The organism is Lentzea atacamensis (genome assembly GCF_003269295.1).
Taxonomy (GTDB): domain Bacteria; phylum Actinomycetota; class Actinomycetes; order Mycobacteriales; family Pseudonocardiaceae; genus Lentzea; species Lentzea atacamensis.
Genome location: NZ_QLTT01000009.1, coordinates 303,646 through 319,797, shown reverse-complemented (window position 1 = coordinate 319,797; position 16,152 = coordinate 303,646). Strand labels below are relative to the sequence as shown.

General features: G+C 68.7%; 14 protein-coding genes. 11 read left to right on the top strand and 3 right to left on the bottom strand.

The annotated features are described in order from the left end of the window. Nucleotides 1–11: 11 nt before the first annotated feature. Nucleotides 12–1,310: an FAD-dependent oxidoreductase gene (locus C8D87_RS34780; protein ID WP_112229959.1), complete on the top strand. Its 1,299-nt coding sequence runs from the start codon at nucleotides 12–14 to the stop codon at nucleotides 1,308–1,310. On the opposite strand, the gene pucL is transcribed toward C8D87_RS34780, so the two are convergent. Both pucL and uraD read right to left on the bottom strand, forming a co-directional pair. Continuing rightward, nucleotides 1,237–2,115 carry a factor-independent urate hydroxylase gene (gene pucL, locus C8D87_RS34775; RefSeq protein WP_109634096.1) on the bottom strand — a complete coding sequence of 293 codons (879 nt, stop codon included), beginning with the start codon at nucleotides 2,113–2,115 and terminating at the stop codon, nucleotides 1,237–1,239. The genes C8D87_RS34780 and pucL overlap by 74 nt on opposite strands. Before the next feature lie 5 nt (nucleotides 2,116–2,120). Further along, entirely contained in the window at nucleotides 2,121–2,642 is a 522-nt protein-coding gene (uraD, locus tag C8D87_RS34770) for a 2-oxo-4-hydroxy-4-carboxy-5-ureidoimidazoline decarboxylase (RefSeq protein ID WP_267899906.1), read from the bottom strand. 83 nt (nucleotides 2,643–2,725) lie between these two features. Between uraD and C8D87_RS34765 the strand changes: the two genes are divergently transcribed. The 7 genes from C8D87_RS34765 (at nucleotide 2,726) to C8D87_RS34735 (ending at nucleotide 10,936) form a co-directional block, all read left to right on the top strand. Further along, complete coding sequence (locus tag C8D87_RS34765) at nucleotides 2,726–3,472, top strand: hydroxypyruvate isomerase family protein (RefSeq protein ID WP_233439335.1); 747 nt, start codon at nucleotides 2,726–2,728, stop codon at nucleotides 3,470–3,472. Next, nucleotides 3,469–4,326, top strand: a complete 858-nt coding sequence (locus C8D87_RS34760) for an NAD(P)-dependent oxidoreductase (RefSeq protein ID WP_109634089.1) — start codon at nucleotides 3,469–3,471, stop codon at nucleotides 4,324–4,326. Before C8D87_RS34765 ends, C8D87_RS34760 begins: the two co-directional genes overlap by 4 nt. Before the next feature lies 1 nt (nucleotide 4,327). Further along, on the top strand, nucleotides 4,328–6,028 hold the full coding sequence (gene gcl / locus C8D87_RS34755) for a glyoxylate carboligase (RefSeq protein ID WP_112229957.1): 1,701 nt from the start codon (nucleotides 4,328–4,330) through the stop codon (nucleotides 6,026–6,028). Then, entirely contained in the window at nucleotides 6,025–7,029 is a 1,005-nt protein-coding gene (locus tag C8D87_RS34750) for a glycerate kinase family protein (RefSeq protein WP_215732575.1), read from the top strand. Before gcl ends, C8D87_RS34750 begins: the two co-directional genes overlap by 4 nt. Nucleotides 7,030–7,034: 5 nt before the next feature. Next, nucleotides 7,035–8,324 carry an allantoinase AllB gene (gene allB, locus C8D87_RS34745; protein WP_112229953.1) on the top strand — a complete coding sequence of 430 codons (1,290 nt, stop codon included), beginning with the start codon at nucleotides 7,035–7,037 and terminating at the stop codon, nucleotides 8,322–8,324. Next, nucleotides 8,321–9,313, top strand: coding sequence for an allantoicase (alc, locus tag C8D87_RS34740; protein ID WP_109634080.1), 993 nt, complete (start codon nucleotides 8,321–8,323; stop codon nucleotides 9,311–9,313). Before allB ends, alc begins: the two co-directional genes overlap by 4 nt. A gap of 114 nt (nucleotides 9,314–9,427) precedes the next feature. Then, nucleotides 9,428–10,936 carry an alpha/beta fold hydrolase gene (locus C8D87_RS34735; RefSeq protein ID WP_112229951.1) on the top strand — a complete coding sequence of 503 codons (1,509 nt, stop codon included), beginning with the start codon at nucleotides 9,428–9,430 and terminating at the stop codon, nucleotides 10,934–10,936. 60 nt (nucleotides 10,937–10,996) lie between these two features. Here C8D87_RS34735 and C8D87_RS34730 read toward each other — a convergent pair whose 3' ends face one another. Next, nucleotides 10,997–11,629 carry a hypothetical protein gene (locus tag C8D87_RS34730; protein WP_112229949.1) on the bottom strand — a complete coding sequence of 211 codons (633 nt, stop codon included), beginning with the start codon at nucleotides 11,627–11,629 and terminating at the stop codon, nucleotides 10,997–10,999. Nucleotides 11,630–11,869: 240 nt separating this feature from the next. Between C8D87_RS34730 and C8D87_RS34725 the strand changes: the two genes are divergently transcribed. Genes C8D87_RS34725 through C8D87_RS34715 form a run of 3 tightly spaced genes read left to right on the top strand, consistent with a single transcriptional unit; the run spans nucleotide 11,870 to nucleotide 15,898 of the window. Then, a complete protein-coding gene (locus tag C8D87_RS34725; RefSeq protein ID WP_109635211.1) occupies nucleotides 11,870–13,219 on the top strand; it encodes an ammonium transporter in 1,350 nt (449 codons plus the stop codon). Continuing rightward, on the top strand, nucleotides 13,216–13,554 hold the full coding sequence (locus C8D87_RS34720; RefSeq protein WP_109634076.1) for a P-II family nitrogen regulator: 339 nt from the start codon (nucleotides 13,216–13,218) through the stop codon (nucleotides 13,552–13,554). Before C8D87_RS34725 ends, C8D87_RS34720 begins: the two co-directional genes overlap by 4 nt. 19 nt (nucleotides 13,555–13,573) lie before the next feature. Further along, nucleotides 13,574–15,898 carry a [protein-PII] uridylyltransferase gene (locus C8D87_RS34715; RefSeq protein ID WP_112229947.1) on the top strand — a complete coding sequence of 775 codons (2,325 nt, stop codon included), beginning with the start codon at nucleotides 13,574–13,576 and terminating at the stop codon, nucleotides 15,896–15,898. The last annotated feature ends 254 nt before the right edge of the window (nucleotides 15,899–16,152 follow it).

Genomic DNA, 16,152 nt, shown 5'->3' with positions numbered 1-16,152 from the left:
GAGGGGGATGGATGAAGGCCGTGGTGATAGGTGGGGGAATCGCCGGCTTGCTGGCGGCTCGGGTACTGACGGAGTCCTTCGACGACGTGGTGGTCCTGGAACGCGACAAGCTGTCCGACGAGCCCGAATACCGGGCAGGTGTGCCGCAGGGCAGGCACGTGCACGGGTTGCTCGTGCGTGGCGGCGAGATCATGGAAGGGCTGTTCCCCGGTCTGCGCGACGAGCTCGTGCGGAGCGGGGCGCATCTGATGGACGCGGGGGAGATGCGGATCCTCAACCCGCTCGGCTGGGTGGCGTCGGGGCGCAGCGGGATGCCGTTGCTGGTGGTCAGCAGGCCGTTGCTGGAGACGCACATCCGGCGCCGGGTTACCGCCAAGATCGTGGACGACGCGCACGTCACCGGGTTGACGTTCCGCGGATCCACTGTGGACGGCGTGCTGACGAGGGACGGCCGGATCGACGCCGACCTCGTGGTGGACGCGTCCGGCCGGTCCTCGAAGTTGCCCGCCTGGCTGGCCGAGGCGGGGATCGCGGTGCCGGAGCCCGAGGTGGTCGACTCGCGGACCGGGTACGCGACCCGGCTCTACACGGCGCCGCCGGAGATCCCGGTCGTGGTCGCCGAGTCGCTGTCCGCGCCGGACACCCCTCGCGGGGGCATTGTGATGCGCATCGAGGGGGACCGGGTGATGGTCACGGCGCAAGGTGCCGGCGGTGATCACCCGCCGCGGGATCCCGAGGGGTTCCAGCAGTTCCTGGACTCGTTGCGCGGGCCCATCGCCGGGATGCTCGCGGACGCCGAGCCCGTCACGCCCGTGTACCTGTTCGCGCGCACGGCCAGTCGTCGCATCGCGTTCGAGCAGGTGACGGGGTGGCCGGGCGGGCTCGTCGCGATCGGGGACGCGGTGTGCGTGTTCAACCCCGTTTACGGGCAGGGGATGACGGTTGCCGCGATGGCCGCGCTGTTGTTCCGGCGGCACTCGGACTTCAGTGCCAAGGGGTGCCGGGACTTCCAGCGGAAGGTCGCGAAAACGGCGCAGGGTTCATGGGTGCTGTCGAGCAACGCCGACCAGAGCTGGGCCGGCGTCGAGAAGACGCCGGCACCGTTGATGCGCGCCTTCCGCTGGTACATGAAGAAGTGGCAGGTGGCGCTCGTGCACGACCAGGACATCTTCCTGCGCTTCCTGCGCGTCGTGCACCTGGTGGCCTCGCCTGCCACTCTCATGAACCCGGTCGTGTTCAGAAGGTTGGCAAAGTACTCCAGGCTTGACCCGCGTCCGGGGCGTCGTCGCGCAGCACGGAGCCCTCGATGAGGCCGTACGGCCGGTCGGCGGCGTAGAAGACCTCGTTGTCGTTCTCCAGGCCGAACGGGCTGAGGTCCACCAGGAAGTGGTGCTTGTTCGGCATGGAGAGCCGCACCTCGGCGACCTCGGGGCGCGTGTTCAGCACGGCCTCGCCCATCGCGTAGAGGGTCTGCTGCAACGACAGGGAGTGCTTGTCCGCGAACGTCTTCAGCATGATCGACCGGATCTCGGTGAACGACTTCGCCCAGTCGACGTCGGTGCCGACGTAGCGCCAGCGGGCCGTCACCGACGTCGCCAGGATGCGGTCGTTCGTCTCCTTCAGCGTCGTGTACTGGTCCTTCGGGTAGCCGTGGAACTCCGACCCGGTCGACTTCAGCACCACCAGGTCGCGTACGCCCGACACGACCCACGCCTGCTCACCGTCGATCGTCACCGCCGTGGTGCGCTTCTCGTCCGACCCGCGCACGAACGAGTGGTCGTGGCCGTCGATGCGTTCCCAGCCGTGCTCGTCGATCAACACACGAGCGCCCGTGATCGCCTCCTGCGAGGAGACGAAGTGGCGGCCCAGGCGCAGCGCGAAGTCCTCGATCTCGCCGACCGGAGCCTCCTTGGCGAAGGCGTAGACGGTGTTCTTCTGCGTGTCGGTCGCGAGCACCTTGGCGTTGTCGCCGGTCAGGTGCGTGTCGGCGAGGTCGCCGCGCAGTGAGGTGCTGACCGTCAGGTCCTTGATCGTGTGCACGGAACCGTTGCGCGACACCGTGACGAGGCGGTTCTCCGCCTTGCCGTACTGGTTGGGGCCCAAGACGATGGCCATGTTGTTCAGCTCCCGATCAGCTTCTGCAGCCGCAAGGCGGCGATCTTCGCGAGTTCGTCGTTGACGACGCGGAGCTCGACATCCGGCGGGTTGTCCATCCTGCTGGACAGGTTGTCGAGCATCTCCGCACCGCTCAGGCCGGTCGCGCACACCAGGTAGATGTGCCCGAACCGATCCTCGTACGCGGCGTTCGCAGCCGCCAGGCGATCAGCCTGGGAGCTGTCCACACCGGACTGTTCGGACCGCGACCACTTCGCCGACACCCCACCTGTCTTCTGTCGTTCGCCGATGCGCGGGTGCCCGGCGATGGCGCCGAGCACCTCCTCGTCGGAAAGTCCTTGTGCGGCAACGTGAGAAGCCGCGAGGAGTGCATCCATCGACGCGTACGGCCTGCCCGCCACTATCGCGTCGACCCAGCGGGGTACCGCGAGGCACTCGGTGAGCAGAGGTCGCAGTTCGGCCTCCGGGGCGCTGTTGAAGCTCTCCACGGCTCTCCAAGTTTCTGTATCGCGGAATCTAGTTTCCACATTCTTGACCGGAGCCAAGTGAGATGTCTAGTGTCTCCGTAGTACGAAATCTAACTTCCGCAATGTGGAAGGACAAGCCGCCGATGTTCGATGCGAACCTTTCGATGTTGTTCACCGAGCTGCCGCTGCTCGAGCGTCCGCAGGCGGCGCGTGCCGCCGGGTTCGACGCGGTCGAGATCTGGTGGCCGTTCGCGGACGCCGTACCCGAAACGCGCGAGATCGAGGCGTTCGAGAGCGCCATCGAAGACGCCGGTGTGCGCCTCGTCGGCCTCAACTTCTTCGCGGGCGACATGCCCGCGGGCGATCGCGGCCTCGCGAGCTGGCCGGGCCGCGAGACGGAGTTCCGGACGAACGTCGAGGTCACGGTGGCCATCGCGGCCCGCCTCGGCTGCCGCACGCTCAACGCGCTGCACGGCAACTTCGAGACCACCGCGCAGACCATCTCGAACTACCGCTTCGCCGCCGACGTCGCGGCCGAGGCGGGCGCCCAGATCGTCGTCGAACCGCTCAGCGGCGCGCCGAAGTACCCGATCAAGACCGCCCAACAGGCGTTCGACGTCATCGACGAGATCGACCGCGGCAACGTGAAGCTGCTCGCCGACCTCTACCACCTCGCCACGAACGGCGACGACCTCGACACCCTCGCCGACCACGTCGACCGCATCGGTCACGTGCAGATCGCCGACGCTCCCGGACGCGGTGAGCCCGGCACCGGCGAGCTCGACCTCTTCGGGCACCTCGCGAAGCTCCGCGCCAACGGCTACACGGGCTTCGTCGGCGCCGAGTACAAGCCCGTCACCCACTCCTTCGCTTGGAGGGACAACGCATGACCAGGATCGGTTTCATCGGACTCGGCATCATGGGCAGCCCGATGGCGGCCCACCTGGTAGCCGCCGGTCACGACGTGACGGGCTTCGACCTCAGCTCCGCGTCGCTGGAGAAGCTCGCCGAGCAAGGCGGCAAGGCGGCGGCATCCGCCCAGGACGCCGTCACCGGCGCCGAGGTCGTCATCACGATGCTGCCGAACCACCCGCAGGTCGAGGCCGTCATCGACGAGGTCACCTTCGACGACGGCACCCTGCTGATCGACATGAGCACCATCCGTCCGTCCACGTCGATCGAGATCGCGCGCAGGCTCAGCCACGTCCGCGTGCTCGACGCGCCGGTCAGCGGTGGTCAGACCGGTGCCCAGCAGGCCAGCCTCAGCATCATGGTCGGCGGGGACGAGGCCGACTTCGCCGCCGCCAGGCCGTTCCTGGAGGTCGTCGGCAAGACGATCGTCCACGTCGGACCGCACGGCGCCGGCCAGGTGGTGAAGGCCGCGAACCAGCTCATGGTCGGCGGTATCTACGCGCTCGTCGCCGAGTCGATCGTGCTGCTGGAGGCGTCCGGCGTCGACCCGAAGGCGGGTCTGGACGTGCTCGCCGGCGGTCTCGCGGCGAACCGGATCCTCGACCTCAAGCGCGAAACGATGATCGCGCGCGAGTTCCAGCCCGGCTTCCGGATCGACCTGCACCACAAGGACATGGGCATCGCGCTGGACGCGGCACGCGCCGCCGACGTCGCGCTGCCGGTCACCAACCAGATCGCCGCGCTGGTCGCGGCGGCACGCGCGCAGGGCTACGGGTCGCTCGACCACTCCGCGCTGCTCAAGGTCATCGAGAACTTCGCGGGAAGGGCCTGACATGCCGAAGATCCCAGTCATGCAAGCGGTCGTCGAGGTCCTGAAGTCCGAGGGCATCGACACCGTGTTCGGCTGCCCCGGCGCCGCGATCCTGCCGCTGTACAAGGCGATGGAGCAGGACGGGTCGATCGAGCACCTCATCGTGCGGCACGAGGAGGGCGCCACCCACATGGCCGACGGCTGGTCGCGCACGACCGGCAACGTCGGCGTCGCGATCGGCACCTCGGGCCCTGCCGGCACGAACATGATCACCGGCCTCTACACCGCGCAGGCCGACTCGGTGCCGATCCTGTGCATCACCGGCCAGGCCGCGGTGTCGAAGCTGCACCAGGAGGCGTTCCAGGCCGTCGACATCGTCTCGATCGCCGCACCTGTCACGAAGTGGGCGGTGCAGGTGAAGGAGGCCGCGCAGATGCCGTGGATCTTCCGCGAGGCGTTCCGGATCGCCCGCTCCGGCCGTCCTGGCCCGGTGCTGATCGACCTGCCGATCGACGTGCAGAAGCAGGAGATCGAGTGGGACCCCACGATCGACGAACCGTTGCCGGTGCAGAAAAGCGCTCCCTCCGACGCACGCGTGGAACGGGCGCTGGAGATGCTGCTGGCCGCCGAACGCCCACTGCTGCTCGCCGGTGGCGGTGTCATCCTCGGCGAGGCGTCCGCCGAGCTGCTGGACCTGGCTGAGTTCCTGCAGATCCCGATCCAGGCCACGCTGATGGGCAAGGGCGCCATCGACGAGGATCATCCGCTCTACGCGGGCATGACCGGCATCCAGACCTCGCAGCGGTACGGCAACGCGTCGTTCCTGGAGTCCGACCTCGTGCTCGCGCTGGGCGCGCGGTTCGGCGACCGGCACACCGGTGACCTCGCGACCTACCGCGGCGACCGCAAGTTCATCCACGTCGACGTCGAGCCGACCCAGATCGGCAAGGTGTTCGGGCCCGACCTCGGGATCGTGGCAGACACCAAGTTGTTCCTGCAGGCCCTGCTGGAACAGGCGAAGCAGCACGGGCCGCGGGACAAGGGTGTCTGGGTCGAAAGGTGCCAGGAGCTCAAGCGGACCCTGCTGCGGCGCGAGGACTTCGACACCGTCCCGGTCAAGGCGCCGCGGGTGTTCAAGGAGATCAACGAGTTCTACGGCCCGGACACCTACTTCGTCACGGCCATCGGGCTCTACCAGATCTGGTCCGGCCAGCACCAGAAGGCGCACAAGCCGCGCCACTACCAGGTGTGCGGCCAGGCAGGCCCGCTCGGCTGGGAGATCCCGGCGGCCATCGGGGTCAAGAAGGCCAGGCCGGACGCCGAGGTCGTCGGCATCGTCGGCGACTACTCGTTCCAGTTCCTCGTGGAGGAGCTCGCGGTCGGCGCCCAGTACGACGTGCCGTTCGTGCTGATCATGCTGAACAACGAGTACCTCGGCCTGATCAGGATGGCGGAGGACCACGGCGGCTACGACATGAAGTACGAGGTCGACATTCACTACGACACCACCGGCTCGGACAACGTGAAGATCATGGAGGCCTACGGGTGCTCCGGGGTTCGCGTGGCCGATCCCGGCGAGATCCGCAGCTCGCTGGAGTGGGCGCGCAAAGAAGCCGACCGCACGCAACGGCCGGTGCTCGTGGAGATCATGATCGAACGTGAGGGCAACACCGCGAACGGCACGTCCATCGCCGCGATGAAGGAATTCGAGCCGATCCCGTGAGTCACGTGATTGTCGCGCCGGACAAGTTCAAGGGATCGCTCACCGCCCCGCAGGTCGCTGCCGCCGTCGCGCGCGGCCTGCGGGAGGCGGTCCCGGACCTGGACGTGCGCTGCCTCCCGGTGGCGGACGGCGGCGACGGCACGGTCGACGCCGCCGTCGCCGCCGGGTTCGTGAAGGTGGGACGCTGGGTCACCGGCCCGGTCGGCAAGCCGGTGCCGGCGTCCTTCGCGGTCAGGGGCACCACCGCCGTGGTCGAGGTCGCCGCGGCGGCCGGGCTCACGTTGCTCGACCGGCCGGCGCCGCTCGACGCCACCAGCCACGGCGTCGGTGAGCTGCTCAAAGCCGCGCTGGACACCGGCTGCACCACGATCGTGCTGGGGCTCGGCGGCAGCGCGTGCACGGACGGCGGCGCGGGGATGCTGGAGGCGCTGGGCGGGGCGTCGTTCGACGGCGTCGACCTCGTGCTGGCCTCGGACGTGGACAACCCGCTGCTCGGCCCGACGGGCGCGGCGGCGGTCTACGGGCCGCAGAAGGGCGCCTCACCCGATCAGGTCGAGATCCTCGAGGCCCGCCTCGCGGCTTTCGCTTCCAGGCTGGGCCTGGAGCACGCGGACCGGCCCGGCGCCGGTGCCGCGGGCGGGATCGGGTTCGCCGCGCTCGCGGTGCTCGGCGCGCGGTTCCGGCCGGGCATCGAGGTGGTGCTGGAACTGGTCGGGTTCGCCGAGGCGGTCGGGGAAGCCTCGCTGGTGATCACGGGCGAGGGGTCGCTGGACGCCCAGACCCGGCACGGCAAGGCACCGTTCGGCGTGGTCAGGGCGTCCGGTGACGTCCCGGTGGTCGCGGTGGCGGGTCAGTGCTCGGTCGAACCGGGCGACCTGGGGCTGAAGGCCGCCTACGCGTTGCTGGACATCGAGCCGGACGTCACGAGATGCATGGCCCAGGCCGAACCGCTGCTCGTCGGCATCGGCGGTCGCATCGCCCGCGACTGGGTGTCAGAGTGAGCGGCATGGACCTGGTCTTCCGCGCCCGCAGGGTGATCACCCCGCAGGGCGAGATCGCGTGCGACGTCGGTGTCGTCGACGGCCGGATCGTCGCCGTCGAGCCGCACATCGACTCGCCGAACGTCGTGCACCTCGCGGACGACGAGGTGCTGCTGCCCGGTCTCGTCGACACGCACGTGCACGTCAACGACCCCGGCCGCAGCGAGTGGGAGGGCTTCGAGACCGCCACGAGGGCCGCGGCCGCCGGTGGCGTCACGACGATCATCGACATGCCGCTGAACAGCATCCCGCCGACGGTGGAGCTGGAGGCGCTGGAGATCAAGCGCAAGGCGGCGGCGAACGTGTCGGTCGACGTCGGGTTCTGGGGCGGCATCGTCCCCGGCAACCTGGCCGACCTGAAGCCGCTGCACGAGGCCGGCGTCTTCGGCTTCAAGTGCTTCCTGCTGCACTCGGGCGTCGACGAGTTCCCCGCCGTCACCACGGCTGAGCTGGAAGCGGCGTTGCGCGAACTGGCGACGCTCGACGCGTTGACGATCGTGCACGCCGAGGACGCGCACACGGTTCGTGACGCCGAACCGGACTACGCGGGGTTCCTCGCCTCACGGCCGCGTGAGGCCGAGAACCGGGCGATCAGCGACGTCGTCGAGCTGACCCGCAGGACCGGTGCCCGCACGCACATCCTGCACCTCTCGTCGTCCGACGCCCTCTCGATCCTGGAGGCCGCGAAGCGCGACCGGTTGCAGATCAGCGCCGAGACCTGCCCGCACTACCTCACGTTCACCGCGGAGGAGATCCACGACGGGCAGACGGAGTTCAAGTGCTGCCCGCCGATCCGCGAGGAGGCGAACCGCGAGGCGCTCTGGTGGGGGCTGCGGGAGGGCCTGATCGACCTCGTGGCGAGCGACCACTCGCCGAGCACGGTCGAGCTGAAGGAAGGCGACTTCGCCACGGCCTGGGGCGGCATCGCGTCGCTGCAGCTGGGCCTGCCCGCGGTGTGGACGGGGGCGCGCGAACGGGGCTTCCAGCTCACCGACGTCGTGCGCTGGATGGCCGCCCACCCGGCACGTCAGGTCGGGCTGGAGAGCAAGGGCGCCATCGAACCCGGCAAGGACGCGGACCTCGTGGTGTTCGCGCCGGACGAGACGTTCGTGGTGGACAAGAACAAGCTCCACCACCGCAACCCGGTCACGCCGTACCACGGTCGCACGTTGCACGGCGTCGTGCGCCAGACGTGGTTGCGTGGCAAGGAAATCAGTGAGACGCAAGGCAAGCTGCTACGCAGAGGAGAAGCATGACGGAGTGGACCCGGCTGCCCGATCTCGCCTCGCGCGCGGTCGGGGGTGGTGTGGTGTGGGCGAACGACGAGCTGTTCGCCGAGCGGGAGAACCTGATCAAGCCAGCCGAGCCGGTCTACCAGACCTACACCTTCGGCCACAAAGGACAGATCTACGACGGCTGGGAGACCAGGCGCCGTCGTGAGGCAGGGGTGGACCAGGCGGTGATCCGGCTCGGCATGCCCGGTGTCGTGCGCGGAATCGTCGTCGACACGGCGTTCTTCAAGGGCAACTACCCGCCGTTCTGCTGGGTGGAAGGTGCCCAGGCCGACGGCTACCCGTCCGCCGACGAGATCACCGAGTGGTTCCCGCTGGTCGAGCGGTCCGCGCTGAAGGGCGACGAGAAGCACTTCTTCGACGTCGCGGAGGACCGCCGCGTCACGCACGTCCGCCTCACCATCGACCCGGACGGCGGCGTCGCCAGGCTGCGCGTCCACGGTGAACCGATCGCGGACCCGCGGCTGCTCGTGCCGGGCATCGACCTCGCGGCGCTGGAGAACGGCGCCGTCGTCACCGGTTGCAGCAACATGTTCTACAGCTCGCCGAACAACCTCATCGCTCCCGGTCAGGCCACGGTCATGGGCGAGGGCTGGGAGACCGCGCGCCGGCGTGACGACGGCAACGACTGGGTGTCGGTCCGGCTCGCCGCACCCGGTGTCGTGCAGCTCGTCGAGCTCGACACCAGCCACTTCAAGGGCAACGCGCCGGGCTGGGCGTCGGTGAGCGGCTGCGACGAGCGCAAGGACCCGGACGCCTGGTTCGACGTCCTGCCCCGCACCCGGCTGCAGCCCGACACGCGGCACCGGTTCGTCGTGGACGGTGTCGAGGCGACGCAGGTACGGCTCGACATCTACCCGGACGGAGGCATGGCTCGCCTGCGCGTCGTAGGCACCCCTACGAGTGACGGGCTAACACACCTCCGGACGATGTGGACCAAAACGACTAACTGAGGGTGGTTGTCCGACCACAGGCTGATTCTTTTCCCTACCTCGGTTGGTTGTCTGCGTCACACGATCGGTGGAAGCGTTTCCTCCCGCAAGATCGGGGATCTAGGGAGGAAATCCATGCAACCGATGATGCGCGCCTTCGGAGCCGCGCTCGCGAGTTCTGCATTGGTACTGGGTGTGTCACCGCTCGCGCTGGCGGCTCCGGAGGGGCAGCCGGAGTTCAAGGTCGGCGCGATCGACTGGAAGCCGTGCGAGGAAGTTCCGACGATGGACTGCGGCTTCCTGGAGCTGCCGATCGACTACGCCAAGCCGGCCGGTGAGAAGTTCAAGCTGGCCGTGTCGCGCCGCAAGGCCAACGACCAGGCCGGCCGGATCGGTGCGATGGTCATCAACCCCGGTGGCCCCGGCGGCTCCGGTGTCGACTTCTCGTTCGGCGCCGACCGCTACTTCAGCAAGGAGATCGTCGACAAGTTCGACGTCATCGGGTTCGACCCGCGTGGCGTCGCGCGCAGCCAGCCGATCAAGTGCTCGGCCGACCTGCTGCGCAAGCAACCGTCCGACTACCCGAAGACCAAGGCCGAGTTCGACCAGCTGGTCGCGTTCAACAAGGAGCTGCGCGAGGACTGCCGCAAGCAGTCCGGCCCGATCTTCGACCACGCCTCGACGCGGGACGTCGCCAACGACATCGACTCGATCCGCCGCGCGCTGGGCGAGAAGAAGATCAACTACTACGGCATCTCGTACGGCACGATCATGGGGCAGCACTACGCGGAGCAGTACGGCCGCAACATCCGCGCCATGATCATCGACTCCAACATGGACCACAGCCTCGGCACCTGGAAGTTCCTCGAGACCGAGGCGCGCGGTGCGCAGGACATGTTCAACGAGTGGGTCAAGTGGAGCGACCGCACGCCGTCGTCGCCGTTCTACGGCAAGGACCTGCGCAAGATCTGGAAGGACCTGCTCGCCAAGGCCGCCCGCGGTGAGCTGAAGGACTCGAACGGCAACGTCATCACCGCCGAGCGCCTCGGTGCCAACGTGGTCGGCATGGGTTACGGCCCGGCCTTCAAGCCGTTCGCCGACTACATCGCGACGCTCGTTCAGGGTGCGCCGGTGGCCGCCGGTGCGTTCGCGGAGGGTGAGACGTTCGAGAACCCGTTCGCGGGCATCTTCTGCAACGACTACAACCTCCGCGTCAGCTCGTGGGGCGAGTACCAGGCGCTGAACGCCATGGAGAAGCGTGTCGCGCCGGACACCCTCGGCTCGTCGATCGGCCACGGCGCCATGATGGGTTGCGTCGGGTTCCCGAAGGCCACGAACCCCCAGCACCCGCTGAAGATCAAGAACGCGCCGAAGATCCTGCTCACCAACTCCAGGTACGACACGGCGACGGTCTACGAGTGGGCCGTCAACGCGCACAAGCAGTCCCGTGACACCACCGTCTTCGTGACCTACGAGGGCTGGGGCCACGGCGTCTACGACCGCAGCGAGTGCACGCTGAAGATCAACAACGAGTACATGGTGTCGTTGAAGCTGCCGCGCAGTGGCACGTCCTGTGCCGCGGTCGAGCCTCCTGCCGAGGCGTCGGTGCTGTCGGCGAAGCCGAAGATCGCTGGACCGTTCTGAGTTCACAGGTCACTGGCCCTGCCCCCCGGTGTACACGCCGGGGGCAGGGTCAGTTCGTCGCTAGCACCGTTCGCCCGGGCGCCACTGCCGGTCGCACCACACCCGGCGCCCGTCGGCTTCGGCCGGTCCGGGCTCGGTGACCAGCCCTCGGAGCCCTGGCGCGAGCTGTGTCCCGGCGACGCCGTCGAGCGTGTAGTCGACCTCGACCTGCCAGTCGGCGGCCATCTCGCCGTGCACCTCGACCTCGATGTCCTGCCGGTAGCCCTCCGCCGGCACCTGTCGCGGGAACGAACCCTCGACGGGGTACACGGTCTCCTTGCTCGCGTCGACCCGCACACGGGTGGCGGCGGGCTCGGCGGGACCGGCGCAGTGGTACAGGTACCGCGCCTTCCGGTACCGGGGTGTGACGGCGTCCACCCGCAGCCGGATCGCGTTGATGACGTGCTGCTGCGGCCGGATTTCCAGGGTCACCCTGGTGCGCCCGGAGTGCGGGACCACCTTCATCGCCCCGAACGGATCGGCGCAGGTGCCGGTCTCCTGCCGGACCTCGCCCACCACCTGCTCTCCCTGCGTGATCACGTCGAATCCGTGCGCGCCCGCGACCGTCCCCTTCAGCTCCTGGAACATGTAGACGGCGAACGCGACGAACGCCGAACACGTGACGACGACCAGCAGCACGGCGAAGGTGCGCATCAGCCCGCGGTATCCAGCGGGCGTGGGCGGGGTGGTCGATTGCCTCGGAAGAGGGACGGCGCGGGCTACAGCTCGTCACCGGGTCGCCGCCGTGAGGTGGCCGAATCGTGACCGTGAACGCCGTGAAACGCGGACGTAACACGTCCAGGTCGACAGTTCACCTGCGCGAAACGTTCCACGTAAGCGGGTGAAACAGGACATCCCGATGCTCCCTGCAACCGACGTGCAGTGGAGGTCGAAGTGGATACAGGGGACACCGCCTGGGTGCTCATCAGCGCCGCCTTGGTGCTGCTGATGACGCCGGGCCTTGCCTTCTTCTACGGAGGTATGGTCCGTTCGAAGAGCGTGCTCAACATGATGATGATGAGCTTGGGCGCGATGGCCGTTGTCGGTGTCCTGTGGGTGCTGTTCGGGTACTCGACGGCATTCGGTGCGGACGTCGGCGCTGGCCTGCTGGGCAAGCCGTTCGAGTTCTTCGGTCTCAGCGGACTGCTGGCGCCCGAGTCGCTCGCGCTGCCCGCCAAGATCCCGAGCACCGTGTTCGTGGCGTTCCAGGCGATGTTCGCGATCATCACGGTCGCGTTGATCTCCGGTGCGATCGCGGACCGCGCCCGGTTCGGCCCGTGGCTGCTGTTCGCCGGCCTGTGGGCGACGGTCGTGTACTTCCCGGTCGCGCACTGGGTCTTCGACTTCGACGGCAAGGACGAGGCCGGCAACGTCGTCGACCCCGGTGGCTGGATCGCCAACAAGCTCCTCGCGATCGACTTCGCCGGTGGTACCGCGGTGCACATCAACGCCGGTGCGGCTGGTCTCGCCCTGGCTCTGGTGCTCGGCAAGCGCGTCGGCTGGCCGAAGGAGCCCATGAAGCCGCACAGCCTGCCGCTGGTCGTGCTCGGCGCCGGTCTGCTGTGGTTCGGCTGGTTCGGCTTCAACGCCGGTTCGGCCCTGGGCGCGAACGCCACCGCCGGTGTCACGTTCATCAACACGCTCGTCGCCACCTGCGCCGCGATGCTCGGCTGGATGCTGACGGAGCGGATCCGTGACGGCAAGGCCACCACCCTCGGTGCGGCCTCGGGTGTCATCGCCGGTCTGGTCGCGATCACGCCCGCCTGTTCCTCGGTCACCCCGATCGGCGCCATCGCGATCGGCGCGATCACCGGTGTGCTGTGCGCGCTGGCCGTGAGCCTCAAGTACCGCCTCGGTTTCGACGACTCGCTCGACGTCGTCGGCGTGCACCTCGTCGGTGGTCTGTCCGGCACGATCCTGATCGGTCTCTTCGCCAGCGACGCGGCCCCGGCCAAGATCAACGGTCTCTTCTACGGCGGCGGCGTCGACCAGCTGTGGCGTCAGGCCGTCGGTGCGTTCGCGGTGCTCGCCTACTCGTTCGTGCTGAGCCTGCTGCTCGGTTACCTGGTGAAGTTCACCGTCGGGTTCCGCGCGTCGGAGGAGGCGGAGGTCGCCAGCATCGACGAGGCTGAGCACGCTGAGCGCGCCTACGAGTACGGCAGCCTCACCAGCGCGCGTGGTACCGGCAAGGCGAGCGTGGCCGCGGGTGCGACCGCGGTTCTCGAGGGGAGCAACAAGAAATGAAGCTGGTCACCGCGATCATCAAGCCGTTCACGCTCGACGACGTGAAGAGCTCCCTGGAACAGCTCGGGGTGCTGGGCATGACCGTCAGCGAGGTGCAGGGCTACGGCCGCCAGAAGGGCCACACCGAGGTCTACCGGGGTGCCGAGTACTCCGTGGACTTCGTCCCCAAGATCAAGGTCGAGGTCGTCGTGGACGACAACGCCGTGGAGAAGGTGCTGGAAGCGGTGGTCGAGGCCGCCCGCACCGGCAAGATCGGCGACGGCAAGGTCTGGGTGACTCCGGTCGACACGGTGGTGCGGGTCCGCACCGGCGAACGTGGATCGGACGCGCTGTAAACAACTGAGGAGACGGCCCGTGGAGAACAACGAAACGGCCGTCGTCACGGCTGACGACCTGGTGCGAGCACGCGAAAGGCTGCTCGCACCAGGTCGTCGTCGCTTGGCCGCCGAACCTCTGCGCGAAGCACTCGTGGACCTGCACGAGTTCTGGTTGACCAAACACGCGGGGGGAGCGGGCATATCCGGATCGGGTATCGCGCTCGTGGCGGTCGGCGGGCTGGGGCGGCGTGAGCTCGTGCCCTACTCCGACCTCGACCTGGTGCTGGTGCACAACGGCGTCAAGAACATCGACCAGATCGCCGAGAAGCTCTGGTATCCGCTGTGGAACTCCGGCATCGGCCTCGACCACTCGGTCCGCACCGTGGGGGAGGCGCTCAGGGTCGCCGCCGGTGACCTGCGGACCGCCTTGGGACTGCTGGACATCCGGCACATCGCCGGCGACCAGGAGGTCTCGCAGAAGCTCGCCGACGGTGCTCGGCAGGCGTGGCGCGGCAACGTGCGCAACCGCCTGGACGAGATCGCCGAGTCGTCGCAGAAGCGCTGGGGCCGTGGTGGCGAGATCGCGCACCGCGTCGAACCCGATCTGAAGCACGGCCGCGGTGGCCTGCGCGATCTCACGATCCTGGACGCGCTGTCGTTGGCACAGCTCGTGGATCGGCCCTCCGCCGACGTCGGTGAGGCCCGCAAACTGCTGCTGGACGTGCGCACCGAACTTCGTCGCGTGGCGCGCAAACCCCGTGATGTGCTGCGGGCGCAGGACGGTGACGAGGTCGCCTCGGCGCTGGGGCTGGCCGACCGGTTCGCTTTGGCCCGTTCGCTTTCTTCTGCCGCACGGACGGTCGTCTACGCGTTCGACGTCGCGATGCGGACGGCTCGTGCCGCCGCGCCGAAGCGCGGGCTCGGCGCGTTCCTGAGAGGACAGCCGCCGCGCAGACCGCTGGACGAAGGCGTTGTGCTGCACGGGTCCGAGGTCTCTCTCGCCCGTGACGCGGTTCCCAGCCGCGACCCCGCACTGTTGTTGCGCGTGGCCACGGCTGCCGCTCGCAGCAAGCACCCGATCGCGTCCGGCACGCTGACCCGGCTCGCGGACTCGGCGCCGGAGCTGCGCCAGCCGTGGCCGCGTGAGGCCCGTGAGGAGCTGCTGGCGTTGCTGGGCAGCGGAAGCGGGCTCGTGGACGTAGTGGAAGCGTTGGACCGCACGGGGTTGTGGGGCCGGCTGTTCCCCGAGTGGGGCGCGGTCCGGGACCTTCCGCCGCGCGACGCCGCGCACATGTGGACGGTCGACCGGCATCTCGTGCAGACGGTCGCGCACGCCGCCAGGCTGGCGACCACGGTGGCGCGGCCCGACCTGTTGCTGCTGGGCGCGTTGATCCACGACATCGGCAAGGGCCGGCAGCAGGACCACTCCGAGGTGGGTGCCGCGCTGGCGACCCAGATCGGTGAGCGGATCGGGTTGTGGCCGCAGGACGTCGAGACGTTGTCCGCGATGGTCCGGCACCACCTCCTGCTGCCGCACACCGCGACCCGGCGTGACGTCGAGGACGAGGCGACCGTGCACCGGGTGGTGGAGACGCTCGGTGGCGACGCGGTGCTGCTGGAACTCCTGCACGCCTTGGCGGAGTCGGACTCCCTCGCGACCGGACCGGGTGTGTGGACGGACTGGAAGGCCGCGCTGATGGCCGACCTGGTTGCACGCTGCCGCACGGCGATGGCCGGGGAGGCGTTGCCCAAACCGGAACCGCTCGACCCCGCGCACGTGACGATGGCGGAACGTGTCGCGGCGTCGGGGAAGCCGGAAGTGCTGCTGGAGAAGCAGGATCACGCGGCGATCGTGACGGTGCTCGCGCCGGACCGTCCCGGCATGCTGTCCAAGGCGGCCGGCGTGCTCGCGCTGAACTCGCTGGAGGTCCACGCGGCGACGTTGCGCTCGCACGGCGGCGCGACGGTGGACACGTTCACCGTGTCACCGCGCTTCGGCTCGTTGCCGGACGCGAAGCTGCTGCGCGAACAGCTGTCCAGGGCGATCGAGGGCTCGCTGCCGCTGGCGGACAAGCTCGCCGCGAAGGAACGCGACTACGGCGGCCCGCCGCTCGACCCGCCGCCCGCGAAGGTGCTGTGGTTCGACGACGAGGCGACCGGCGCGGTGGTGCTCGAACTGCGTGCGGCCGACCGGATCGGGCTGCTGCACAAGGTGGCCGGTGCGCTGGAGCAGTGCGGTGTCGACGTGCAGTGGGCGCGCGTGTCCACGTTGGGCGCGACCGTCGTCGACTCGTTCAGCATCGCGGGCGCGGAACTGGACCGGCGGCGAATCGAACGGGCCGTGCTCGAGGCGGCCAGGTAGCAGTTGAGTAGCTCTACGCACAACCTCTCCGGGTGCTCACGCTCCTGAACGGTTCCGGCACCCGGCAGTCTTGTGGTGTCCGGAAAGCGTCCTCGAGGGGTGGAACACTTTCTGGACGGTGGACCCGGCCGGGGCAGGCCGGCGGTGATCGTTCGCGGAGCTGGGGGAGGCACCGTGCAATGACACCGCCGGACTCTCCGGCCGGTGTTTCCCTTCCCCCATGCGGTCCTCTGGCACTGACAACGAGACAGCTT